This window comes from Amycolatopsis sp. H20-H5, assembly GCF_035828755.1.
Lineage (GTDB): Bacteria > Actinomycetota > Actinomycetes > Mycobacteriales > Pseudonocardiaceae > Amycolatopsis.
In genome coordinates this window covers 61,910-84,935 of sequence record NZ_JAYMZS010000019.1, presented here as the reverse complement: position 1 = coordinate 84,935, position 23,026 = coordinate 61,910, and the positions used below count along the sequence as shown (strand labels likewise).

The following is a 23,026-nucleotide window of genomic DNA, read 5'->3' as shown; positions in this document are numbered from 1 at the left end:
GCGGTGTCCGGGCAAGAACTGCTGACGGGGGAGGAAAAGAATGCGGGAAGAATCGGAAACCCGTTTTCGGGGAACAGGTTTCCGACATTGGTTGGTACGGATGTCCCCGGCAGCCGGTTCAAAACGCGACCTCACCGTTACCGTTCCGTTATCAAGTCAGCGAACCGCGCCAGGGCTCAGGGGCGGGGAGTGAGGATGGCGTCGGCGAGGACGGGCGCGTCGTCGCGGCTGGGGATGGTGGTCGCGACGACGAGCCTGTCCTCCTCGCGCCAGACGCGCGTGCGGAGCGTCTCGCCGGGGTAGACGACGCCCGCGAACTTCGCGGCGAACGAGCCGACACGGGTGGGGTCACCGTCGAGGAAGGCGTCGGTCACGGCCTTGGCGACGACGCCGTAGGTGCACAGGCCGTGCAGGATCGGCGTGTCGAAGCCCGCGCGCCGAGCGAACTCAGGGTCGGCGTGCAGCGGGTTGCGGTCGCCGCACAGGCGGTACAGCAGGGCCTGCTGGGGGAGTGTCGGTGTGTCGATGACCGCGTCGGGTTCGCCGGACGGTGGCTCGACCCGATCGGACGGGCCACGCTCGCCGCCGAAGCCACCCTCGCCCCTGGCGAAGATGGTCGACCTCGAAGTCCACAGTGGACTCCCGTCTTCGCCGACCGCCTCGGTCTCCTGGACGATCACCGCGGCCTTGCCCTTGTCGAACACGTCCACGATCCGCGAATGCGCGACAGCCTTGCCCGACACCGGGATCGGCCCGTGCGCGATCACCTCCTGCTTGCCGTGCAACACCTTCGCCAGGTCGATGTCGACGCCGGGGAACGAAACCGCCGGTGGGTCGAACACGCGCAGGTTGGCCGCGACCGTGGCGAACGTCGGCAGCACGCGCAGGTCCTGCTCGTAGGTGTAGCGCAGCTCCCGCTCGCTCGTCGGATCCGCGCCGGCGCCCAGCGCGAGGTGGTAGAGGAGTACGTCGGACGGGGTCCAGGCGAAGGCGACTTCGCCGAGTTCGGCACCGATCGCGACGGCGGGGTCGATGGGCACACGCGCTCCTATTCGTAGGTGACCGAGACGTCGTCGGTGAGCGGCAGCGACTGGCAGGCCAGCACGATGCCCTCGGCGATGTCCTCGGGGTCCAGGATCTCGTTGTGCAGCATCTTGACCTCTCCGGCGACGATCCGGCAAGCGCACGCGCTGCACTGTCCCGCGCGGCACGAGTACGGCGCGTCGAGTCCCTTGTCCAGCAACAGGTCCAACAGTTTGGTCTGCTTCGGCCAGTCGAACGTGGCTGTCTCGCCGTCGAGCGTCACCATGACGCTGCCCGAGCCGGTTTCGGTCGGCACCACGGCGGGTGCGTCCTCGAACGGGTTGCCGTCGAGCGACACGAACCTCTCCACGTGGACCTGTTGGCGCGGTACGCCCAGCGCGGTCAGTGCTTCCCGGACGGCGTCCATGAACGGCCCCGGACCGCAGAGGAACGCCTCGTGTCCCTGGTAGGGCGCGGCAAGCGCCCTGAGCTGCGCGACGCCGGGCAGCCCCTGGATGCTTTCCAGCCAGTGGACGACGACCAGCCGCTCGGGATGACGGACGGCGAGCGCGGTGAGTTCGTCGGCGAAGATCACCGACCGCTCGTCGCGGTTGGCGTACACCAGCACGGTTCGGCCGCGTCCGTGCTCCAGCGCTGACTTCAGGATCGACAGCACCGGGGTGATGCCACTGCCTCCCGCGAAGAGCAGGAAGTCCCCGTCGAGCGAGCGCGGCGTGAAGACCCCGGCCGGTGGCAGCACCTCGATCCGCGCGCCCGCGTGCAGGCTGTCGCACACCCAGTTCGAACCGAAGCCGGTGCGTTTCACCGTGACCTGGACGCGGTTCTCGTGCGGCGCGCTGGACAGCGAGTAGCACCGGGCCACCGAACCCGTGCGGTCACTGGGGATCCGCAGGGTGAGGAACTGACCTGGCGTGTACTCGAACGCCTTCGCCAGCTCGGCCGGGATCTCGAACACGACCGAACACGCGTCGGCGGTCTCCTCGATCACCTCCGCGACGGTCACCGTGTGGACCTCACCCATCCGCCACCTCCAGCAGCCCGTCCTCGACCGCCGCGGCGATGCTCTCGCTCAGCCGCGCACAGGAGTCGAGCAACGCCGTCCGCGCCCCGGCGGCCACCCGCTCGGCGAACACCGGGCAGCTGCGGGACGCGTCGCTGGTCCATTGGACGCTCGTGTGCTGGAGACTGTTCTTCTTGACCAGCACGCGGGTGCCGCACGTCCGGCAGTCGACGGGCCGCAACCCGGCGGTGAGGAACTCGACGGCCTCGGGCTTCACACCCCGGCCTCCTCCGCCTGCTCTTTTTGCTGCCTGGCCAGGTTTTCCGCGACCTCGGCCGACCAGACCTCGTTGGCGCGGGTGGTGTCCACCTCGAACTCGAAACGCCGGGTCATGTCCTCGGTGATGTCCGCGGCGTCGACGTAGAACTGGTCGTACCAGCGGCGAAGCTGGTACACCGGCCCGTCCTCCTCGCACAGCAGCGGGTTGTCGACGCGGCTCTTGTTCCGCCAGATCTCGACGTCCTGCAGGAAGCCGAACTCGACGCCCTTCGCGAACTTCGCCGCGATCTTGTCGGCGTGCTCGTCGGAGATCCCGGGCAGCTTCTTGACCAGCACGCCCCACTGCAGCACGAACGACGTCGGGCTGACCGGGTAGTGGCAGTTGATCAGGATGTTCTCGACTTCGAGGCCGTGGTAGGTGTTGATCAGGCTGTTGATCATGTACGACGGCCCGAAGTACGACGCCTCGGAACGCAGCAGGTTCTCCTCGCCGCCGTAGTTGGACAGCATGCCGACGTCGGAGCGGCCCTTGGTGTTGAGGTACTGCGTCGCGATGTGGCCCTCGAAGACGTTCTTGAAGTAGGTCGGGAAGGCGTAGTGCACGTAGAAGAAGTGCGCCATGTCGACCACGTTGTCGATGATCTCGCGGCAGTTCGCGCCCTCGATGAGCACCGAGTCCCAGGTCCAGTTGCTCCACTCGCCGTCGAACACGCCCTCGATCCGCGGGATGACGATGTCTTCCGGCGGCGGTTTGCCCTCGGGGTCGTGCCAGACGAACAGCTGCTTGTTCTCCTCCAGGCAGCGCCACGACCTGGTCCGCGCTCGCAGCGGAACCCTTTTGGCGTAAGGGATCGCGACGCACTTCCCGGTGCCGTTCCAGCGCCAGTCGTGGAACGGGCAGGCGACCTCGTCACCCTTGACACTGCCCTGGGTCAGGTCGCCGCCCATGTGGCGGCAGTAACCGTCGAGCACGTTGAGCTTGCCACCGGAGTCGGCGAACACCACCAGTTTCGTGCCGAAGGCGGTGATGGCGTGGGGTTTCCCGTCGCGGAAGCCCTCGGCGAGACCGAAACAGTGCCAGCCGCGCGCGAACCTCGACGGCGGCTCGCCCACGTCGATCGTCCGGATGGTCTCGCTCATCGCCCGCCTCCAGTCTCGGTCTGATCTTGGTGCGCGAGATGCTCGGCCGCAAGGTAGCCGAACACCATCGCCGGTCCGATCGTCGCGCCGGGCCCGGCGTAGGTCCGGCCCATCACCGCCGCGCTGGTGTTGCCCGCCGCGTACAGCCCGCCGACGACCGAACCGTCCTCGCGCAGGACCCGCGCGTGCTCGTCGGTCCGCAGGCCGCCCTTGGTGCCGAGGTCGCCGGGCACGATCTTCACCGCGTAGAACGGCGCGGTGTCGAGCGGCCCGAGGCTCGGGTTCGGCTTGGTGCGCGGGTCGCCGTAGTAATGGTCGTACTTGCTCTGCCCACGCCCGAAGTCCTCGTCGACGCCGGTGCGGGCGAAGCCGTTGAAGCGTTCGACGGTCTTGCTCAGCGCCTCGGTCGGCACCTCGATGCGGGCCGCCAGCTCCGCCAGCGTGCTCGCCTTGGCCGCGATCCCGGCCTTGAACCAGCGTCCCGGCAGCGGCTGGCGCGGGCCGAGCCCGGTGAACATGTACCGGTTCCGGTTGCGCTGGTCGAACACCAGCCAGGTCGGGATGTGCTCGCCAGGGCCGTCGCCTTCGCCGTACATCGCGTGCACGGCCTCGACGTAGGGCGCGGACTCGTTCACGAACCGCTCGCCCCGGGCGTCGACCATCAGGCAGCCCGGCCGCGACCGCTCGGCGAGGGCGAACCACGGACCGCCGGTCAGCGGGATCGTCGGGCCCCACCAGGCGTCGTCCATCAGGTCGAGCGCGGCGCCGAGCTTGAGTCCGGCGGTGATGCCGTCGCCGGTGTTGGCCTCGGCGCCGACGGTCCACGCGGTGCCGATGGGGGAGCGCTGGTACTTGGTCCGCATCTCCTCGTTGTGCTCGAACCCGCCGCTGGCGAGGATCACGCCCCGGCGGGCCCGCAGCTCGACGTCTTTGCCGTTCCGGTGAACGACGACCCCGGTCACGCGGTCACCTTCGGTGATCAGGTCCCGGAGCGGGGTGTCGAGCCAGACGGGCACGTCCGCGCGCTGCAAACCGGCCCGCAGCCCGGCCGCAAGCGCTTGCCCCATGGACAGCAGGTGCTTGCCGGTGACCCGCCCCGCCAGCCAGCGCGCGCCGAGGCCGAACACGCGGAGTACCCCGCGCGGGTGACGGGCGAGCAGGCTGAGCCAGCGGTAGTCCGCCTGAGTGATCGGCACACCGAGCGGAGGCGCGCTGTAGGGCGGCTCGAGGTTCGCGAGTTCGGGGCCGAGCACGTGGCCGTCCAGCGCCACCGGCTCGACCGATCGGCCGCCGGGCCGCCCGCCCGGCGCCTCGGGGTGGTAGTCGGAGTAGTCGCGGACCCAGCGGAAGCGCAGCGGCGTGTGCTGCCGGACGAAGGCCAGGACTTCGGGCCCCCGGTCGACGAAGGTGTCCCGGCGGATCGCGGGGACGACGTCGCCGACGATGGACCGCAGGTACTCCCGCGCCCGTTCGGGTGGTTCGTCGATACCGGCGGCGACGAGCGCCTCGTTGCCGGGGATCCAGACCCCGCCGCCGGAACGGGCGGTGGAGCCGCCGAACCGGGCCGCTTTCTCGACCACGACAACGCTGAGACCCTGGTGGGCGGCCGCCAGCGCGGCGGTCATCCCGGCGGCCCCACTCCCCGCCACGACGACGTCGAACTCCTGGAACTGTGGTGACGCGGGTTTGCGCGCAATCGCGATCTCGTCGCCAGGGCTTGGGCCCACGAGTCAAGTCACCTCCGTATCGGGGGGCGCCCTGCCGCCGGGACAGCGAGGCCTTCGGCCAAGGGCGCGCGCGTGCGTGGTTGTTCGGGTGGCCGCGGCCCGGCTTCCGCGGCCCCCTCGTTTGGAACGTGTTGCAGGGCGCTTACGGCCAGCGTGTGGCCACTTCGGCCACCATAGACGATAACGTGTTCTAGTTCTAGAGTGGCGGAATGGACGAGCTTGTCGCGGACGTGGTGATCGTAGGCTTCGGGGCAGCGGGCGCTTGTGCGGCGATCGAGGCCGCCGACGCGGGTGCCGACGTACTGGTGCTGGACCGTTTCGCCGGTGGCGGGGCCAGTGCGGTCAGTGGCGGGGTGGTCTACGCCGGTGGCGGGACCGCCCAGCAGCGCGAGGCGGATGTCGAGGACACCGCCGACGCGATGTACGACTACCTGCGCCTGGAAACCGGCGACGTGGTGACCGAGGAGACGCTCCGGCGGTTCTGTGCGTCGAGCACCGAGATGATCACCTGGCTGGAGGCCAACGACGTCCCGTTCGAAGGCAGTCTGTGCCCGTACAAGACGTCGTACCCGAGCGACAAGCACTACCTCTACTACTCGGGCAGTGAGGCGGCGGGCGGTTTCCGCGATGCGGCGAAGCCCGCTCCCCGCGGACATCGGGTGAAGGGGCCAGGCACTTCTGGGAAACTCCTGTTCGCGCGGCTGGCCGAGAGCGTTCGGCGGCGAGGGGTCCGGGTGCTGCCGCAGACGTCGGCGCAGCAGCTCGTGGCTGATGAAGACGGGACTGTCACGGGCGTGGTCGTGTCCTCGCTGCGTGACGCGCCCGCGCGGGTGCGATTGGCGCATCGGTTGCTGGCCAAGTACTCCGCGAAGCCCGGGATCTACGTGCCCGCGCTGCGCAAGGCCTTGCACCGCCGCGTCGAACGACTGGAACGACGTCATGCCCGCGAGCTGCGGATCACCGCGCGGCGCGGCGTGATCCTGGCCGCCGGGGGTTTCATCGCCAACCGCGAGATGGTGCGTGAGCACGCACCCGCGTACCGGGGCGGGCTGGCGCTGGGGACTTCGGCCGACGACGGCTCGGGCATCCTGCTCGGGGTGGAGGCCGGTGGTGCGACCGCCGAGCTGGGCCGGATCTCGGCCTGGCGGTTCATCACCCCGCCCAGCGCGTTCCTCGGCGGGATCCTGGTGGACGCCGGCGGGCGGCGCATCATCGACGAATCCCGCTACGGCGCGGCCGTCGGCGAGCGGATGATCACCGGGCATCAGGGCAACGGCTGGCTGCTCGTCGACGACTCGATCGTGCGGGAGGCCCGGCGCGACGCACGCGGGCAAAGTCAATGGTTCCAATGGCTTCAGGCGCTGTACCTGCTGCGACGCGGCCGCGTCAGCGCGAGTTCGGTGGAGGCCGTGGCGCGCCGGGCCGGTGTCGATCCGGACGGTCTCGCGGGCAGTCTCAAGGCGTACCGGACCGCTGACCCGCTGGGCAAGCCCGCCGAGTTCGCCAGGCCGCTCGATACGCCGCCGTACTCGCTCATCGACGTCTCCATCCGGCCCGATCTCGGCTTCCCGTGCCCGATGCTCACCCTCGGCGGCCTGGTGGTCGACGAGCGGACCGGCGCCGTGCGTGCCGCGGACGGGCAGCCGATCCCCGGCCTGTACGCCGCGGGCCGGACCGCGGCAGGAATCTGTTCCAGGTCCTATGTCAGCGGTCTGTCCCTGGCCGACTGCGTGTTTTCCGGCCGCAGGGCTGGGATGAACAGTGCGCTGGCGCGGGGCATTCTCGACAAAAACGAGAACGTGTTCTAGTCTTGCCTCAGCGTTCATCGTGAGAGAGGGCAGCGCATGAGTACCCATGAGGTGATCGCCGGAGTTCGCGACCTGCTGCCGGTGCTGCGTGAACGGGCGCAGGAGACCGAGGACCTCCGCCGCATCCCCGAGGCGTCGATCAAGTCCTTGCAGGAGACAGGATTCTTCAAGCTCCTGCAGCCGAAGCCGTACGGCGGCTACGAGTCCGACCCGGTGACGTTCTACACCGCCGTGCGGGACATCGCGAGCGCCTGCGGGTCGACGGGCTGGGTCGCGTCGATCCTCGGCGTGCACCCCTGGCACCTGGCGCTGTTCGAGGCGCAGGCACAGGAGGACGTCTGGGCCGACGACGTCGACGTCCGCATCTCGTCCTCGTACGCCCCGATGGGCAAGGCGACGATCGTCGACGGCGGCTACCGGCTGACCGGAAAGTGGAGCTTTTCCTCGGGCTGCGACCATTCGACCTGGGTCCTGCTGGGCGCTCCGGCGTTCGCCGACGGCAAGCCCGTCGACTTCTGCACGTACCTGCTTCCGATCGCGGACTACACGATCGAGGACGTCTGGGACACCGTCGGCCTGCGCGGCACGGGCTCCAACGACATCGTGGTGAACGACGTGTTCATCCCGAAACACCGCGCGCTGAGCTTCATGGCGACGTCCAAGTGCCGGACGCCGGGGCAGCTCGTCAATCCGGGTCCGCTGTACAAACTCCCTTACGGCTCAGTGCATCCGAGCACGATCACCGCGCCGATCATCGGCATGGCGCAGGGCGCCTACGACGCGCACCTGGAGCATCAGCGCAAGCGTGTCCGCGCGGCGTACGCGGGCGAGCAGTCCAAAGAGGACCCCTTTGCCAAGGTGCGGATCGCCGAAGCGGCCAGCGAGATCGACGCGGCCTGGCTGCAGCTGACACACAACATCGACGAGCTCTACCAGCTGGCCTGCAAGGGGGAGAAGCTCCCGTTCTCCACCCGGCTGCGGGTCCGGCGGGACCAGGTGCGCGGCACCGAGCGCTCGATCGCCGCGATCGACCGGCTCTTCGAGAACTCCGGCGGCCGCGCGTTGCGGGTCGGGACGCCGATCCAGCGGTTCTGGCGCGACGCGCACTCGGGCCGGGTGCACGCGGCGAACGACGCCGAACGCGCGTACGTCATGTTCGGCACCGGCGCCTTCGGGCTGCCCGTCGAGAATGCGATGGTGTGATGGCCGAAGGCAAGTACGTCCAGGCTGGCGACCTGCGCCTGCACTACCACGAGGCCGGCGCCGAGCACGACGAAACGCTGATCCTGCTGCACGGCGGCGGGCCCGGCGCGTCGGCGTGGAGCAACTTCGGCCGTAACGTGGCGGTGTTCGCGAAGTCCTACCGCACCCTGGCCGTCGACCAGCCGGGGTTCGGGCGGTCGGACAAACTCACCGAGCATCCGCAGTATTTCTCTTACAGCGCGGACGCCGTCATCGGGCTGATGGACGCGCTCGGCATCGAGCGCGCGCACTTCGTCGGCAACTCGCTCGGCGGCGGCGCGGCCGTTCGACTCGCCTTGGACCATCCCCAGCGGGCCGGGCGGCTGGTGCTGATGGGGCCGGGCGGCTTGAGCGTCAACGTTTTCTCGCCCGACCCGACCGAGGGCATCAAGAACCTGGGCCGGTTCGGCGCTCCACCGGGGCCGACGCGGGAGAAGCTCGAGGCGTTCCTGCGGGTAATGGTGTACGACCAGTCGCTGATCACCGACGAGCTCATCGACGACCGGTTCGCCGCCGCGAGCTCGCCCGAATCGCTGGCCGCGATGCGCGCGATGGGCATGTCGTTCGCGCGACCGGACACCTACGAGCAGGGCATGCTCTGGCGCGAGGCCCATCGGCTGCGCCAGCGCGTGCTGCTGATCTGGGGCCGTGAGGATCGGGTCAACCCGCTCGACGGCGCGCTGCTCGCGCTCAAGACGATCCCGCGTGCGCAGCTGCACGTGTTCGGCGGCTGCGGGCACTGGGCGCAGCTGGAGAAGTTCGACGAGTTCAACCGGCTGGCCCTCGACTTCCTCGGAGCGTCCTGATGGGTATCCGGTCGCTGGGTTATCTGCGCGTCGAGGCCACCGACCTGGCCGCGTGGCGCGAGTACGGGCTCAAGGTGCTCGGCATGGTCGAGGGCTCCGGTACGAATCCGGACGCGCTCTACCTGCGGATGGACGATTTCCCGGCGCGGCTGGTGATCGTCCCCGGTTCGGCGGATCGCCTGGTGCAGACCGGCTGGGAGGTCGCGCACGCCCGCGATCTCGACGAGATCAGGGCGAGTCTGGACGCGCATTCCTTGCCGTACAAGGAAGGCACGCCCGAGCAGCTGGCCGATCGCAAGGTCGACGGGCTGGTGTCGTTCGACGACCCGTCCGGAAACACGCAAGAGGTCTTCCACGGCGTCGCCCTGCAGCATCGGCGCGTGGTGAGCCCGTACGGCCACCGGTTCGTCACCGGCGAACAGGGACTCGGCCACGTCGTTTTGTCCACTAAGGACGACGAGGCGTCGCTGACGTTCTACCGCAACGTCCTCGGGTTCCGGCTGCGTGACTCGATGCGCCTGCCGCCGCAGTTCGTCGGCCGTCCCGCCGATGGGCCACCGGCGTGGCTGCGGTTCTTCGGCTGCAACCCGCGTCACCACAGCCTGGCGTTCCTGCCGATGCCGACGCCGAGCGGGATCGTGCACCTGATGGTCGAGGTGGAGAACACCGACGACGTCGGCCTCTGCCTCGATCGCGCGATCCGGCGCGAGGTGCCGATGTCGGCGACGCTCGGCAGGCACGTCAACGACCTCATGCTTTCGTTCTACATGAAGACGCCCGGCGGCTTCGACGTCGAGTTCGGCTGCGAGGGCCGTCAGGTCGACGACGAGGCGTGGATCGCCCGCGAAAGTACCGCGGTTTCCTTGTGGGGGCACGACTTCTCAGTCGGCGCCCGGCCATGACCGCGATGGTGTCGGAGCTCGAATTCCGGTCGGTGCTCGGCCACTTCTGCACCGGTGTCGCCGTCGTCACCGGACACGACGGCACCGCGCCCGCCGGGTTCGCCTGCCAGTCGTTCTCAGCGGTGTCCCTGGACCCGCCGCTGGTCCTGTTCTGCCCGGCCAAGAAATCCCGGACCTGGCCGATCCTGGCCGCCGCCGGACATTTCGCCGTCAACGTCCTGGCCGGTGACCAGCAGGAGATCAGCGCGGTCTTCGGCGCGAGAGGTGCCGACAAGTTCGCCCAGGTCCCTTGGACACCTTCGCCGTCCGGCGCCCCCCTGATCGAGGGCGCGCTGACCTGGATCGACTGCGACCTGGAAGCCGTCCACGACGCGGGTGACCATCACGTGGTGATCGGCCGCGTCACCGCGCTGGGCCCACCCTCCGACGCCCGACCCCTCCTATTCCACTGTGGACGGTACACCGTCACCGAGCCCGCCCCGGATTCCCTGGCGGCGTTGCTGTCCTGGCCCCGCCCCGACGACTGGCTCTGACGCCCCGGCGTGATCAGACTGCCGCCACACGTGATCAGAAGGTCCACACCCGTGATTGAACTGCCGCCACACGTGATTGGCGGGGCATCATCGTGTGCGCAGCCCAATCACGCGTGTGCGCCGTTCAATCACGAGTGGCGGCAGTTGGCGCACGGAAAACCGGTCGCGCCGGGTGGGGGTGACCGGTCAGACTGCGCGGATGGGCTACTTGGAAGCGACGGGGTTGTCCTATCGGCTCGCCGATGGCAGGCAGCTGTTCGAGGACGTGTCCTTCCGGGTGGCCGCGGGGCAGGTTGTCGCGCTGGTCGGCGACAACGGTGCGGGCAAGACCACGCTGCTCCGGCTGCTGAACCGTGAGATCAAACCGGTCGACGGCAGCGTGAGCGTGCAGGGCGGCTACGCCTTCATGCCCCAGTTCATCGGCTCGGTCCGTGACGACCAGGTGGTCCGCGACCTGCTGCTCACCGCCGCCCCGGGGCGGGTGACGGAGTCCGGCGAACCCGTGTGGACCGAGGCCCGCGTGCAGCGCGCTCGTTGAGGTTGCTTCGCCGTTACGCTCGACACATCCCATGCCAGTCCTTATAAATCTCTCAGCGACGACGTCCACGATGGGCGCCATGCTCACTCGATGGCGTACTCGCGACGTGGTGCTCGCCGTCCTGTCGGTACTGCTGGCCGTGGTGCTCCTCGGCCACCGCCTCATCCCGGACGTCGGCGGGTTCGGCACGGCGCTGGACAGCTTCCTGCCGTGGCTCGGGCTGGTCGTCGTCCCGCTGCTGCTACTCGCGGCGGTCCTGCGGACGAAGCTGGGTGCGCTGGCCGTGCTGGTGCCCGTACTCGCCTGGGCGGTGCTGTTCGTGCCGACGCTCGTGAGCGGCGGTGACGGCGGCCGCGCCGGGCTCAGGGTCGTCACGCAGAACCTCGGCGGGTCGATGAGCGCGACGTCCGCGCTGGCGAAGTCGGGCGCGGACCTGATCGCGGTCCAGGAACGCACCGGCGGTACTCCCGCACTGGATCGGGAACATCCGTACACGGCGATCGTCGGCACGGTCGGGCTGTGGAGCCGCTACCCGGTCGCCGACGTCCGCAGGCTCGACCTCGCCCAGGGCTGGCCACGGGCGTTGCGGGCCACGGTGTCGACGCCGGACGGGCCGGTCAGTGTGTACGTCGTCCACCTCGCGTCGATCCGGATCGGCGAGAGCGACGGCCGCGACCGGGCGCTGTCCGAGCTCGCGGCCCTCGTCGACGCCGACCCGGCGTCCAGGGCACTGGTGCTCGGCGACTTCAACACCGCGTCCACCGACCGCCGGTTCGACTCACTGACGACGACACTGACCGAGGCACGAACCGGCTTCGGCTTCACCTGGCCCGCCGGTTTCCCGCTGACCAGGCCCGATCATGTGCTGAGCCGGGGTTTCACGAGTGCCGGGGACTCGGTGCTGCCGTCGACCGGCAGTGATCACCGGGCCGTCCAGGTGGATCTCGCCTCGGGATAACTTGCGCTGACGGTGGTGCCAGTGGTGGCCGGATCGGCGGTTACGGCGCCGAGTCGGCCGTCGTGTGGAATCTCGACGGCACTGTCGCACGCACCTGGCCGGAGTTGCGGTCCATCTCCGCGATGAACGCCGCAGGGGCGATCGTCGGCACCGCGACCAGTGACGGTTCCCTCGTTTTCCTGCCTGCGGACGGTGGCCCGGCCCAGCAGATCGTGGCTGGCGGGAACAACCGCCTGAACGCCGTCGAACTCACGGAGGACAACGTCATCCACGGCGAGTCTGCGACGCACACCCCGTACTCGCGCACGACCATGAACTGGAGCTGTAGCCAACCTCCGAACGCGTCTGAGAACTGACGCAGCAGCCGCCGCTCGAAGCCTCGGGCGCCTGTCCTTCGAAGCCGCCTACCCTCCACAAAGGACAGAAAGTCTGCCCATTTGCCCGTTTCATACCGCCACGACCGTTTCATGCGTGCCCCTGAAGGCCACCATGACAGCGTTAAACGCCGTGAAGGCTCCCATCAGGGCACACGGCAAGCCTGGGGTGGCGACTGAAGGGGGCCTTCCCTCGACTCAACCTTGCAAAAGTGGCGGCTCAGCGCGTTCAGCGATCCGGGGCGCCGGACGCCTACGCGCAGTGGGAGCCCGAGGCCAGGGCGCTGGCCGCCGCGCTGACCGGTCAGTTTCCCGCGTCGCTGACCTGCCGGAGTCTCGGCACCCTCACCCGGGGTGCGGACCTGGTGGCCGCCGCGAAGGCGGAGTTGGGGACCGTCACCGTCAGCCGGCCGCAGCCGGAGGCTCGGGGCTGGGCGTTCGCCGGCTGGCTGGTCGCGCATGCCGTCGGCTTCGGGGTCGGCCAGGTGGTTTTCGGCGGCCGGACCTGGACTGCCGACTCCGGAACGTGGGCGACCACCCCGGAGGTGGGTGACGCCGTGTCGTATCGGCTCGTTGACACTCCTCCACCAGGGGGATCTTGAACGCCAGGGCGAGACATTAACCCGTTGGTGGTGACATATTCACGATGGGGCTGCGAACCTGTGCGTAGCGTGAGAATTTGGCCGATCATCGCCGATCGGGCTAGGCCAGGCTGCGCTGAATGGCGTAATGGGCTAAGCCGTCAGGCGGAATTCTGGGTCGTAAGTAGGTAGCCAGCCGGTCACGGATTCCGTACCCTACTGACCAGTACGCATCTCACGACACACTTTGGTGTCACGCCGGATCTCGAACGTGAGGAGGCGGGATGGCTGCTGCTTTCGAAGAGCGTGACGACCTGGACCGGCTGCTCGAACACGGTCCGTTCGACGTCGCGTTGCGGGCCGCCATCGTGGCCAGGGGGCTCAGTCTTGACCGGATTCAGCATCGCCTGAGCAGACAGGGCGTCCAGATCAGCCTGGCGACCTTGAGCTACTGGCAGTCCGGGCAGCGCCGTCCCGAGCGGCCGACCTCGTTGCGGGCGCTCGGACATCTCGAAGAGGTGCTCGAGGTACCTCGTCATTCGCTGCGCGACCTGCTCGGCCCGCCGACACCCCGTGGCCGCCGCGGCGACGGGATGCCCGGTCTCGCCGACCTGTGGCCGTCGCGGTCCGACGTCGCCGGGCTGCTCGGTGACGTTCCCACTGTGCCGGACACCGCGTTGCGCCGCCTCACCTTGCACGATCGGGTGCTGGTCGGCCCGGACGGCCGGGAACGCGCCGTCCGGTGCACCCAGGTGATGCGCGCCGAATGCGGCGGCCCCGACCGGGCCCTGCTGGTGTGCGACTGGGACGGTGGCGAAGCCGGTGATCAGCCGATCGTGACCGGGTTGCGCAACTGCCGCCTCGGCAAGGTGGTCACGAGCACGGTCACCAGCCTGTTCGCCGCCGAGCTGCTGTTCGAGCGTCCGCTGCGCAAGGGCGAAACCGTGCTGATCGAGTTCGAAGTCCAGAACCCGCGCCGGGAGTTCCCGCGTTCCGCGGTCAGTGAAGCCTATTTCCGGCGGTTCCGCCGGTCCGTGCGGGAGTACCTGCTCGAGGTCTGCTTCGACCCGGCGGCGGTTCCCCAGCGCTGCCAGCAGTTCATCGCACCGCCCGGCGACGGGATCGCCGAGACCGTCCATGGCCTCAAGCTCGGGATGTCCAACACCGTGCTGGTGGTCGGCCGCGACTGCGGTCCCGGCCATTTCGGGATCCGCTGGTACTTCGGCGACTGAGGCGATTGACGCGGTTCAGCGCACCGCCCGGACCGGGCCGATCGCGACGGCGCCACCGAGGGCGCAGGCCGCCGCGAGCAGGTACAGCGGCGAGTAGCCGCCGAGCTCGCTGATCACCAGCCCGGCGATCGCGGCGGCCAGCGCCTGCGGCGCGGTGTTGGCCAGATTGATCACGCCCAGATCCCTGGCCCTGCTGCCGGCGGCAGGCAGCACCTGGGTGATCAGCGCGTTGTCGACGGCCAGGTAGACGCCGTAGCCCACGCCCATCAGCCCGGCCGCGACGAGCGCCCACGAGAACGTGTGCGCCACGGACAGCACGACCATCGCGGCGGCGACCACCGCCGCCGAGGCGACCACGAAAGGCTTACGCCGTCCGGACCGGTCGGACCACCGCCCGGCGACCACGCTGGTCAGCACGATTCCGGCGGTGTACACGGCGATGAGCAGGAAGACCGCCTTCGCCGGATCGGGATGGTGGACGATGTCGCGCAGGTAATAGAGCAGGTACAACGTGCCGAGCGCGTTGGCGAGCTGGATGCCCAGCCTGCTCCCGAACGCCCAGCCGAGGTCGTGGGTGAACCGCAGCGGTGTCCGTGCGGGCGGCGTGCGCCGCGGGCTGTCCGCCGCGTTCAGCACGAACGGGACGATCAGCGCGAGCAGCAGCCCGGCCAGCAGGCAGTACCCGGCGAACCGGCCGGTCACCAGTGAACTCAGCAGGAAGCTGCCGAGGATCAGCGCCAGCGGCGTCGGCAACCCGACGAACGCCGAGACCGTGCCCCGCTGCGGCACCGGCACGAGGTCGGGCACGGACGCGGTCAGCGCGGCGTACAGCGAGTTCGTGCCCGCCTGCACGATCATCCAGGTCACCGCGACACCGGCGAGGCTGTGCTGGCCGCTCTGCGCGACCAGCGCCACGGCGCAGACGACCCCGCTGCCGAGCACCCACGGCCGCCGTCTGCCGAACCGGGAGGTGGTGCGGTCCGACAGCGCGCCCGCGATCGGGCACACCGCCATCGACACCACCGCCGCCAGCAGGGTGATCCAGGCGAGACTCGTCACCTTGCCCGCCGGGTCGATCTCCTCGACCTGCAACGGAAGCAGCACCTGGATCGTCGGCAGCACCGCCAGCGACATGCCCAGTACCGCGGCCGACAGCGCGGCGATCCACCGCCCGGTGACCGGGACGGTCGGCTCGTCGAGCGTGGCGGTCATCGGGTCGCGCCGATCTCGACCCTGGCCGTGCCGCCAGGGCCGAGTTTCAGCGGGAACGTCAGGTGGCCGCCCCGATCGGCACGGGAGGTGGCCGAGCGGCTGCCGGACGGATCGTCGACGCGCACCTTGTACTCCTCGCCCGGCTCGTACCGGGGGGCGGTGCGGACGGTCGGCGCGCCGCTCCGGGCAAGTCCGAAGCCATGTTCGTCCACATCGGACAGAATGGTGAACTCCTTGTGCTGGCGGGAAAAGCTCACTCGCCAGCCCCAGGCCTCGAACTCGGGTTCCGCGGAGGTGAAGGTGAACGGCGACGGTGCCGGGGGCGGGTCGGCGAACACCCCGGCCAGCAGGGGCGCCGTCTCGCGCAGGTCGCGGATCCAGTACGGCCAGTCGTGCGTTCCCCGGCCGTGGTGCCAGTCGTGGTCGATGCCCAGTGCCGTGAGCCGCTTGTGCAGGCGCGTCGACTGGTGGAACACGATCGCCTCGACGGGGTCGGGCGCCAGCCCGTGGTCGAACTCGCCGGGCACCCCGTTGCCGGTCCGGACGAACAGTACCGAGCCGCGCAGATTCTCTGCCAGGTCCCAGGGATTGTGCGCGCGCCAGCGTATGGAGCGGGTGAGCCGGTCACCCCAGATCGCGCCGAAACCGCCGCCGTCGCGCCGTCCGGCGATCTCGGTGATCCACGGGTGCCGGTTCGTGTCGAGCACCCCGGAGAAACTCGCCGCCGCGACGAACAGGTCCGGATGTCTTGCCGCGTAGGAGAAAGCGCCGAAGCCGCCCATGGACAGTCCAGCGGCGGCACGACTCTCCCGCTGTGCCAGCGTCCGGAAGGTCCGGTCGACCCACGGGAGCAGCTCGCCGAGGTGGAAGCTCTCCCAGGGGGTCCGGCCGTGGCGGCCCGCCTTCTCCCAGTTCGAGTAGAACCCGTTGCGCGCGTCCGGCATCACCACGATCATTGGCAGCGGCTCGGTCGTTTCGGCCGCCTCGCCCTTGTCCGTCCAGGATCGGTAGTCGTCGTCCCCGCCGTGCAGCAGGTACAGCACTGGGAAACGGACGTCCGGTTCGGCTCCGTAGCCAGTGGGGAACAGGATCCGCAGGCTGGTGGTCTCGCCGAGTACGGGGGAGTCCAAAGTGTACTCGACGAGCCGAGGCCCCAGCACCTGCCGCGAGACGACGGCCGGGCCGGTGCCGGGTCGCGCGCCGATCATCGACGGGCCGCCAGCCGTTCGGCCCTGACGCTCGCCCGGCGCACTTTGCCAGCGTCGTCGCGCAACGGCTGTGCAACCCGTTCGAAGCTGCGCGGCAGCTTGTAAGGCACCAGTTTCTCCTTGAGGTGGGCCAGCAACCCGGCCTCGTCCAGTGGTCCTTCGGTCTGCACCACGGCGTGCACGACGTTGCCGTACTCGTCGTCCGGCAGGCCGATCACACAGCTCGACAGTACCGACGGGTGCTCGTCCAGCGCCGCTTCCACCTCGGCGGGGAAGACGTTCGCGCCGCCGACGAGGATCATGTCCGGCTTGCGGTCGGCGAGGTAGAGGTAGCCCTCGGCGTCGAACCGGCCGAGGTCGCCGGGTGACTCCCAGCCGCCGGGCAGGGTGGCCGCGGTGTCGCCGAGGTAGCTGTAGGTCGCCGGGTCACCCGGGGCCGGACGCATCCAGATCTCACCGGTCTGCCCGGCGGGGACCTCGCGGTGGGCTTCGTCGAGGATCCGGATCTCACCCAGTGCCACCCGCCCGACGCTGCCGGGATGGGCGAGCCATTCGGTGCCGGTGATCAGGCAGCCCGCCTGCGCCTCGGTGCTGGCGTACAGCTCGAACATCCGCTCCGGCCCGATCCAGTCGATCCACGCGTGTTTCAGCCAGGCCGGGCACGGAGCCGCGCCGTGCAGCAGGACGCGCAGGCTGGACAGGTCGGCGGCCGCCCGCTCGGTTTCGGGCAGCCGCCACAGCCGGTGCAGCATCGTCGGCACCAGGAACGTCCAGTCGACCCGGTGCGTCCCGACGGCGTCGAGCAGCGCGCCGGCGTCGAACCGGGGCAGCACGACCACGTGGCTGCCGGTGAGCAGCGCCGCGGTCGACATCATGAACGGCGCGTTGTGGTAGAGCGGCCCGGCGACGAGATGCACGCCGTCGGCGGGCATGCGGAACCGCGCCGCGAACCCGGCGAGGACCTCGGCTGCCGCGGGCTGGCCGGACACGATGACCTTGGGACGCCCGGTGCTGCCGCCGGAGGTGGGCGCCTTCCAGGCGGCGAGCGGAACCCGGGGCAGGTCCGTGTGGTCCGGGGCAGCGGTGAAGCCCGCCGGGACCGAGCGGCGGCCGGGCACGTCAAGGCCGACCACCAGCGCGGGATCCGCGAGGTCCAGCACCGCGGCCAGTTCGGCGGCGGGCAGCCGGTACGACACCGGCTGCGGGACCGCGCCCAGCTTCCAGCTCGCGACCGTCGCCAGCAGGAACTCGACCCCCGTTCGGCAGCGCGATCGTCACCAGCGACCCGGGCCGCACGCCCAGTCCCGCGTACGCGTGGGCCAGCGCGGTGCTGCGCTGATCCAGCTCCCGTCGCCCGATCGAGTGACCCTCGCAGGTGATCGCGGGCCGGCCGGGATCGGCTTCGGCCAGTGCGGCGACCTGGTTGGCCAAGGGGGTGAGCTGCATGCGGTGCGTCTCCCGTCGCGACGTCGTCCGGTCGGCGATGGCCGGATCGGTCCATGATCCGGGAGGCGGGAGTTTGCGACAATGAACCCGGGTCGACACTGTATTTATCGGGCGTCCCGAGGACGTTCGGCTGGAGGTTTCCACCATGACCGCCGCGGTACTGGACGAGCTGCTGGGCGAACCCGGCAGGCTGGACGAGGTCGTCGACCGGCTGGTCGCGCGGATTCGCGCCGAGGTCCCCGAGTACGACGCCGTCACCGACGAGGACCTGCGGGCCGGGAACCACCGGATCATCGCCGTCGCGCTGGCCCACCTGCGGGAAAACCGGCTGCCGGATCCCGCCGAACTGCGGAGGATCACCGAGATCGGCGCCGGGCGCGCTCGCGAGGGGGTCAGCCTCGCCGCGGTGCTCGCCGCCTACCGGGTGGCCGGTGAGGACTGCTGGGAGCTGGTCGCGGCGCTGGCGCGCAAGCGTGGCGCCGGCGACTCGGAGCTGCTCGTCACGGTCCAGCTGATGTGGCGCTGGCTCGACGTCGTCACCGTCGCCGCGGCCACCGCACACCACGAGGTCGAGCTGCGCGTCGCCAGGGAGGACGAGCAGCGGATCGGTGAGTCGCTGCGGGCGCTGCTGGGCGGGCCGGGTTCCGCCGCGGCGAGCCGCCAGCATCTCGCCCGCCTCGGGCTGGACCCCGGCGGCCGGTACGCGGCGCTGCGCGGGAGGCTCGCCGCCGACGTGACGGTTTCCGTGCTGCGCGAGTCGATGCCGTCCGGCGGGGTGGTGGCCGCGGTGGGGAGGGAGGACGTGCTCGGCGTGCTCGACGCCGGAGTCCGGCTCCCGGCCGGGCTCGGCACGTTCGGGCTCGGGCCGGTTTGCGCGCCGCAGGACCTGTCCGTGTCCGCGCGTTCGGCGGGCCGCGCGCTCGCGGCGGCTTCGCGACTCGGCCTGTCCGGCGCGCACGAACTGGAGACGTTGCGACTGGCCGCGGTGGCGGCGACCGACCCCGACCTGACCCGCATTCTCGTCGACCGGCTGTTGAAACCGTTGCAGGACAAGGGTTCCTACGGCGAAGACATCTGGCGTTCGGTGGTCGTCCACCTGGCGCACCGCCTGCGGGTGGACGAGGCCGCCGCCGCGTCACACGTGCACGTCAACACGCTGCGGCGCAGGCTGGCCCAGTTCAGTGAACTCACCGGCGCGGACCTGCACGAACCCGGGGACCTCGCGGAGCTCTGGTGGCTCGTCCGGCTCGGCCTCGGACCGGGGTCCACTTCGGATCGCTGAGTGAGAGCCGGACCACAGCCGGTGATTTTCACATTTCACTTCACCCGCCGGGCGGGGCAAATCACCTGGCAGAGCGCGTGGCACCGGGAACTCGCCCGGTCCTGGCGTCGCGAACCCGTTCGCAGGGTGAACGAAAGTCGCCGGTCGATGCTTGCCCGCCGGTGTGGTTGTCAGTTAGGTGAGCCCTGTACGGGCGTCCCATTCTGTCCATTCTCTGTCGCACTCCCCGAGGTGTCCCATGAGCCTGCGGCTGGCCAACAAGTCGACCGAAGATCCCCCGGCGCCGGTGCGGCGCCGCTGGCTGCTCCCGGCGCTGATCGCGCTCGCGTGGCTCGTCTTCGGCGTCCTGGGTGCGTCTTTCCCCGGCCTGCTCTCGAAAGTGCAGACCAACGACGGCGCCTCCTTCCTGCCCGCCTCCGCCGAGGCGACCGAGGTCGCCCATCTCCAGGAGCGCTTCGCGGGCGGCAAGGTCCTGCCCGCGCTGGTGATCTACAGCCGTGACGGCGGGATCACCGAGCCCGACCGCGCGGCGATCACCCGGGACGCGGCGGGGATCGCGAAGCTCGGCGGCCTGTCCGGTCCGGTGAGTCCGCCGGTGTCCTCTCAGGACGGTAAAGCCGTGCAGCTCGTCGTGCCGGTGTCCGGTGTGGACGGTTTCGCGGCCGGTGAGACGGTGAAGTCCGTGCGGGAGATCCTCCACGCCGGCGCGCCCGCGGGCCTCACGGCCGCCGTCACCGGGCCGGGCGGGTACAACGCCGACTTCAGCGAGGTTTTCGGCGGCATCGACGGCAAACTGCTGGTGATCACGGCGATCGCGGTGGTGCTCATCCTCGCGCTGGTCTACCGCAGCCCGCTGCTGCCGGTGGTCGTGCTGGCCACCGCCGGGCTCGCGCTCATCGCGGCCGCGGCCGTGGTCTATCCGCTGGCATCGGGCGGTGCGCTGACGCTCAACGGGCAGTCGCAGGGCATTCTGTTCATTCTCGTCTTCGGGGCCTCGACCGACTACGCGCTGCTGCTCGTCGCGCGATATCGGGAGGAACTGACGCAGCTGAGCGATCCGCGGGTGGCCGTCGTGGTCGCGCTGCGCGCCTCGGTCGAATCGATCACCGCTTCGGCGGGGACGGTCGTGCTCGGCCTCCTGTGCATGCTCTTCAGCGAGCTCACGTCCAACAAGGGGCTCGGGCCGGTCGCCGCGATCGGCATCGGGGCGTCACTGCTGGCGTCGCTCACCTTCCTGCCCGCCATGCTCGCCCTGCTGGGCCGTGCCGCGTTCTGGCCGCTGAGACTGCCCAGCAAGCCGCGCGACGGCCTGTGGGAACGGGTTTCGAAGCTGGTCGGCCGCCGGTTCCGCACGGTCTGGGTGGTGACCGCGTTCGTACTGGCCGCGCTGGCCGCGTTCGCGCCGATGCTGAAGTCGACCGGGGTGAGCCAGTCCGACGTGTTCCTCAACCGCGTCGAAGCGGTGTCCGGGCAGGAGACGCTGGCCCGGCATTTCCCCGGCGGCGCCGGCGATCCGGCCGTGATCGTGTCCACAAAGGATACCGCGGCGCAGGTGGTCGCCGCGGCGGGCGCCGTCGACGGCGTGGCGGGCGCCCAGGTGTCGGCCGCCGCGGGCACGAACGCGCCGCGGGTGATCGACGGGCTGGTCGAGATCGACGCGACCCTGCGGAACCCGGCGGACTCCGACGCCGCGGCCACGACCGTCGGCAAGCTGCGCGACGCCGTGCGGGCGGTGCCCGGCGCCCAGGCCAAGGTGGGCGGGCAGACCGCCGTGCAGCAGGAGATCAACGACGCGGCCGAGCGCGACCGGATGGTCATCATCCCGATCGTCCTGCTGGTCATCTTCTGCGTGCTGGCGCTGCTGCTGCGTTCGCTGCTGGCCCCGCTGATGCTGATCGCGACCGTGGTCCTGTCGTTCGCCGCCACCCTGGGCGTCGGGGCCCTGGTGTTCAACGACGTCCTTGGCTTCCCCGGCTCGGACCCGTCGGTGCCGCTCTACGCGTTCGTCTTCCTGGTGGCGCTGGGCATCGACTACAACATCTTCCTGATGACCAGGGTCCGCGAGGAGGCGCGGCACCTCGGCACCAAGGCCGGCGCGCTCAAGGCGCTGTCCGTCACCGGCGGGGTGATCACCTCGGCCGGGGTGGTGCTGGCCGCGACCTTCGCCGCGTTGTCGGTGCTGCCGATCCTGTTCATGGCGCAGATCGCGTTCCTGGTCGCCTTCGGCGTCCTGCTCGACACGCTGATCGTCCGCTCACTGCTGGTGCCGGCGCTCACTGTCCACATCGGACGTACGCTCTGGTGGCCCGGCCGGCTGCGCACCGGCGCGGCCTGAGCGGACCCGCAGTGCGATCACCGCTCCCGCCCCGACGACCGCGGCCGCGGCCACCGCTGTCGCCGCGAAGCCCGCCAGGAAGGCGAGATGCGCGTCGGCCGGACTCACCCCCGGAGGCACCGTTCCCTGCGTCACGGACTCGTCGGCGACGAAGTAACCGGCCCGCCACGACATCACGGCGCCGAGCACGACGATCCCGAGCACCCCGCCGACCTGGGTGGCCACCTGCTGCAGCGCCGACGCCAGCGCGGACATCGCCACCGGCGCCCCCGAGATGATCACCTGGGTCGAGGCGATCAGCGCGATCCCGGTGCCGAGCCCGAGCACGATCGAGGCGGGCAGCGCGCTGGTCCAGCCGGTGGTGGCGTCGAGCCGGGTGAAGCCGAGCAGACCGGTGGCGATCAGGGCGAGCCCGCCCGCTGCGGGCAGCCGGGGGCCGAACCTCGCGGTCAGCGCGCCACCGAGCGGCGCGCTGAGCACGACGACCACGGTGACCGGCAGCAGCCACACCCCGGCGCCGATCGGGTCGAGGCCCCGCACGTTCTGCAGGTACAGGGTCAGGAAGAACAGGATGCCGAACAGGGAGAAGTAGCTCAGCATCGTGAGTGTCGCGCCGATCACCACCCCGGGAGCACGCAGCAGATCCCGGGTTCTGCCCTGTACGCCCCGAACCCGGGACTCGGTCACGGTGGCGAGGGTGAGCAGCACCGTGAGCACCGAGATCGGGACGTTGACCGCGAACACCGCCTGCCAGCCGAACCGCTGCACGAGCAGCCCGGCCACGATCGGCCCGGCCGCGATGGACGCCGCGGCCGCGCCACCCCAGATGCCCAGCGCCAGCTCAAGCCGGTGCGGCGGGAAGGCGACGCGCAGCAGCGCGAGCGCGGCCGGTTGCAGCATCGCCCCGCACAACCCTTGTGCCGCACGCAAAGCGATCAGCGGCCCGGTCGTCGAGGTGAACGCGATGAGCAGCGACACCAGGCCGAAGCCGAGCACGCCGGCCAGGAACAGGCGCCGCCTGCCGAACCGGTCCGCGAACCGGCCGGCCGGGAACAGGAACACCGCCAGCGCAAGGAGGTACGCGTTGGTGATCCACTGCAGATCGGCCAGCGACGAACCGGTGGAGCGGGCGATCTCCGGCCCCGCGATGGTCAGCGCCGTGCCGTCGAGGCCGACCATCATCCCGCCGAGTGAGACGGCCACCAGGGTCCACCCGCCGCGGCGGACGCCGGTATCGGGAAAGGGGTACGCAGAATTCATAGGAAAGGCCTTCCCGGCGTCGATCGGGTGTGGTTGGAAGGGGCGGCGGCGGAATACGGATTCACACCCGTGCCGACCCGGTTCACCCCACGATAGCCGGGGCAAACAGAACAGCAAAC

21 protein-coding genes are annotated in these 23,026 nt (G+C 70.1%); 12 read left to right on the top strand and 9 right to left on the bottom strand.

The genetic code is table 11. The features are described 5' to 3' along the window. Positions 1-176: 176 nt before the first annotated feature. The 5 genes from QMK34_RS14315 to kstD are packed head-to-tail and all read right to left on the bottom strand — an operon-like array spanning position 177 to position 5,160. Positions 177-1,040 (bottom strand): MaoC/PaaZ C-terminal domain-containing protein, encoded by an 864-nt coding sequence (locus QMK34_RS14315; RefSeq protein WP_326414408.1) that lies wholly within the window; start codon positions 1,038-1,040, stop codon positions 177-179. A gap of 8 nt (positions 1,041-1,048) precedes the next feature. Beyond that, entirely contained in the window at positions 1,049-2,065 is a 1,017-nt protein-coding gene (locus QMK34_RS14310) for a ferredoxin--NADP reductase (RefSeq protein WP_326414407.1), read from the bottom strand. Then, a complete protein-coding gene (locus QMK34_RS14305) occupies positions 2,058-2,321 on the bottom strand; it encodes a hypothetical protein (RefSeq protein ID WP_326414405.1) in 264 nt (87 codons plus the stop codon). Before QMK34_RS14305 ends, QMK34_RS14310 begins: the two co-directional genes overlap by 8 nt. After that, entirely contained in the window at positions 2,318-3,463 is a 1,146-nt protein-coding gene (locus QMK34_RS14300; RefSeq protein ID WP_326414404.1) for a Rieske 2Fe-2S domain-containing protein, read from the bottom strand. Before QMK34_RS14300 ends, QMK34_RS14305 begins: the two co-directional genes overlap by 4 nt. Further along, the gene (kstD, locus tag QMK34_RS14295) at positions 3,460-5,160 is read right to left on the bottom strand and encodes a 3-oxosteroid 1-dehydrogenase (RefSeq protein WP_326414434.1); all 1,701 of its coding nucleotides are present in this window, start codon (positions 5,158-5,160) and stop codon (positions 3,460-3,462) included. Before kstD ends, QMK34_RS14300 begins: the two co-directional genes overlap by 4 nt. Before the next feature lie 239 nt (positions 5,161-5,399). On the opposite strand from kstD, the gene QMK34_RS14290 reads away from it, so the two are divergent. The 10 genes from QMK34_RS14290 to QMK34_RS14245 all read left to right on the top strand — a co-directional run bounded on the left by QMK34_RS14290 (position 5,400) and on the right by QMK34_RS14245 (position 14,164). Next, positions 5,400-6,998, top strand: coding sequence for an FAD-binding protein (locus QMK34_RS14290; protein WP_326414403.1), 1,599 nt, complete (start codon positions 5,400-5,402; stop codon positions 6,996-6,998). Between the two features lie 36 nt (positions 6,999-7,034). Further along, positions 7,035-8,201: a 3-hydroxy-9,10-secoandrosta-1,3,5(10)-triene-9,17-dione monooxygenase oxygenase subunit gene (gene hsaA, locus QMK34_RS14285; protein ID WP_326414402.1), complete on the top strand. Its 1,167-nt coding sequence runs from the start codon at positions 7,035-7,037 to the stop codon at positions 8,199-8,201. After that, complete coding sequence (gene hsaD / locus QMK34_RS14280) at positions 8,201-9,046, top strand: 4,5:9,10-diseco-3-hydroxy-5,9,17-trioxoandrosta-1(10),2-diene-4-oate hydrolase (protein WP_326414401.1); 846 nt, start codon at positions 8,201-8,203, stop codon at positions 9,044-9,046. The genes hsaA and hsaD overlap by 1 nt, the downstream gene beginning before the upstream one ends. Then, a complete protein-coding gene (gene hsaC, locus QMK34_RS14275; protein ID WP_326414400.1) occupies positions 9,046-9,948 on the top strand; it encodes an iron-dependent extradiol dioxygenase HsaC in 903 nt (300 codons plus the stop codon). Before hsaD ends, hsaC begins: the two co-directional genes overlap by 1 nt. Beyond that, positions 9,945-10,481, top strand: a complete 537-nt coding sequence (hsaB, locus tag QMK34_RS14270; RefSeq protein ID WP_326414399.1) for a 3-hydroxy-9,10-secoandrosta-1,3,5(10)-triene-9,17-dione monooxygenase reductase subunit — start codon at positions 9,945-9,947, stop codon at positions 10,479-10,481. The genes hsaC and hsaB overlap by 4 nt, the downstream gene beginning before the upstream one ends. 199 nt (positions 10,482-10,680) lie before the next feature. After that, positions 10,681-11,019: an ATP-binding cassette domain-containing protein gene (locus tag QMK34_RS14265; protein WP_326414398.1), complete on the top strand. Its 339-nt coding sequence runs from the start codon at positions 10,681-10,683 to the stop codon at positions 11,017-11,019. A 79-nt stretch (positions 11,020-11,098) separates the two neighbouring features. Next, positions 11,099-11,977 (top strand): endonuclease/exonuclease/phosphatase family protein, encoded by an 879-nt coding sequence (locus tag QMK34_RS14260; protein WP_326414397.1) that lies wholly within the window; start codon positions 11,099-11,101, stop codon positions 11,975-11,977. 62 nt (positions 11,978-12,039) lie between these two features. Then, positions 12,040-12,333, top strand: coding sequence for a hypothetical protein (locus QMK34_RS14255; protein WP_326414396.1), 294 nt, complete (start codon positions 12,040-12,042; stop codon positions 12,331-12,333). A gap of 230 nt (positions 12,334-12,563) precedes the next feature. After that, positions 12,564-12,953, top strand: coding sequence for a hypothetical protein (locus tag QMK34_RS14250; RefSeq protein ID WP_326414394.1), 390 nt, complete (start codon positions 12,564-12,566; stop codon positions 12,951-12,953). A 263-nt stretch (positions 12,954-13,216) separates the two neighbouring features. Then, positions 13,217-14,164 carry a hypothetical protein gene (locus QMK34_RS14245; RefSeq protein WP_326414393.1) on the top strand — a complete coding sequence of 316 codons (948 nt, stop codon included), beginning with the start codon at positions 13,217-13,219 and terminating at the stop codon, positions 14,162-14,164. A gap of 15 nt (positions 14,165-14,179) precedes the next feature. On the opposite strand, the gene QMK34_RS14240 is transcribed toward QMK34_RS14245, so the two are convergent. From QMK34_RS14240 to QMK34_RS14230, 3 genes are read right to left on the bottom strand one after another with little or no spacing between them, the layout of a single operon-like run. Continuing rightward, positions 14,180-15,376 carry an MFS transporter gene (locus QMK34_RS14240; protein ID WP_326414392.1) on the bottom strand — a complete coding sequence of 399 codons (1,197 nt, stop codon included), beginning with the start codon at positions 15,374-15,376 and terminating at the stop codon, positions 14,180-14,182. Continuing rightward, the gene (locus QMK34_RS14235; protein WP_326414391.1) at positions 15,373-16,584 is read right to left on the bottom strand and encodes an alpha/beta hydrolase; all 1,212 of its coding nucleotides are present in this window, start codon (positions 16,582-16,584) and stop codon (positions 15,373-15,375) included. The genes QMK34_RS14240 and QMK34_RS14235 overlap by 4 nt, the downstream gene beginning before the upstream one ends. Beyond that, positions 16,581-17,780, bottom strand: a complete 1,200-nt coding sequence (locus QMK34_RS14230; protein WP_326414389.1) for an AMP-binding protein — start codon at positions 17,778-17,780, stop codon at positions 16,581-16,583. Before QMK34_RS14230 ends, QMK34_RS14235 begins: the two co-directional genes overlap by 4 nt. Before the next feature lie 395 nt (positions 17,781-18,175). On the opposite strand from QMK34_RS14230, the gene QMK34_RS14225 reads away from it, so the two are divergent. Both QMK34_RS14225 and QMK34_RS14220 read left to right on the top strand, forming a co-directional pair. Continuing rightward, entirely contained in the window at positions 18,176-19,312 is a 1,137-nt protein-coding gene (locus QMK34_RS14225; RefSeq protein ID WP_326414388.1) for a PucR family transcriptional regulator, read from the top strand. A gap of 238 nt (positions 19,313-19,550) precedes the next feature. Continuing rightward, positions 19,551-21,647, top strand: coding sequence for an MMPL family transporter (locus QMK34_RS14220; protein ID WP_326414387.1), 2,097 nt, complete (start codon positions 19,551-19,553; stop codon positions 21,645-21,647). Here QMK34_RS14220 and QMK34_RS14215 read toward each other — a convergent pair. Continuing rightward, a complete protein-coding gene (locus QMK34_RS14215; RefSeq protein ID WP_326414385.1) occupies positions 21,567-22,907 on the bottom strand; it encodes an MFS transporter in 1,341 nt (446 codons plus the stop codon). The genes QMK34_RS14220 and QMK34_RS14215 overlap by 81 nt on opposite strands. Between the last annotated feature and the right edge of the window lie 119 nt (positions 22,908-23,026).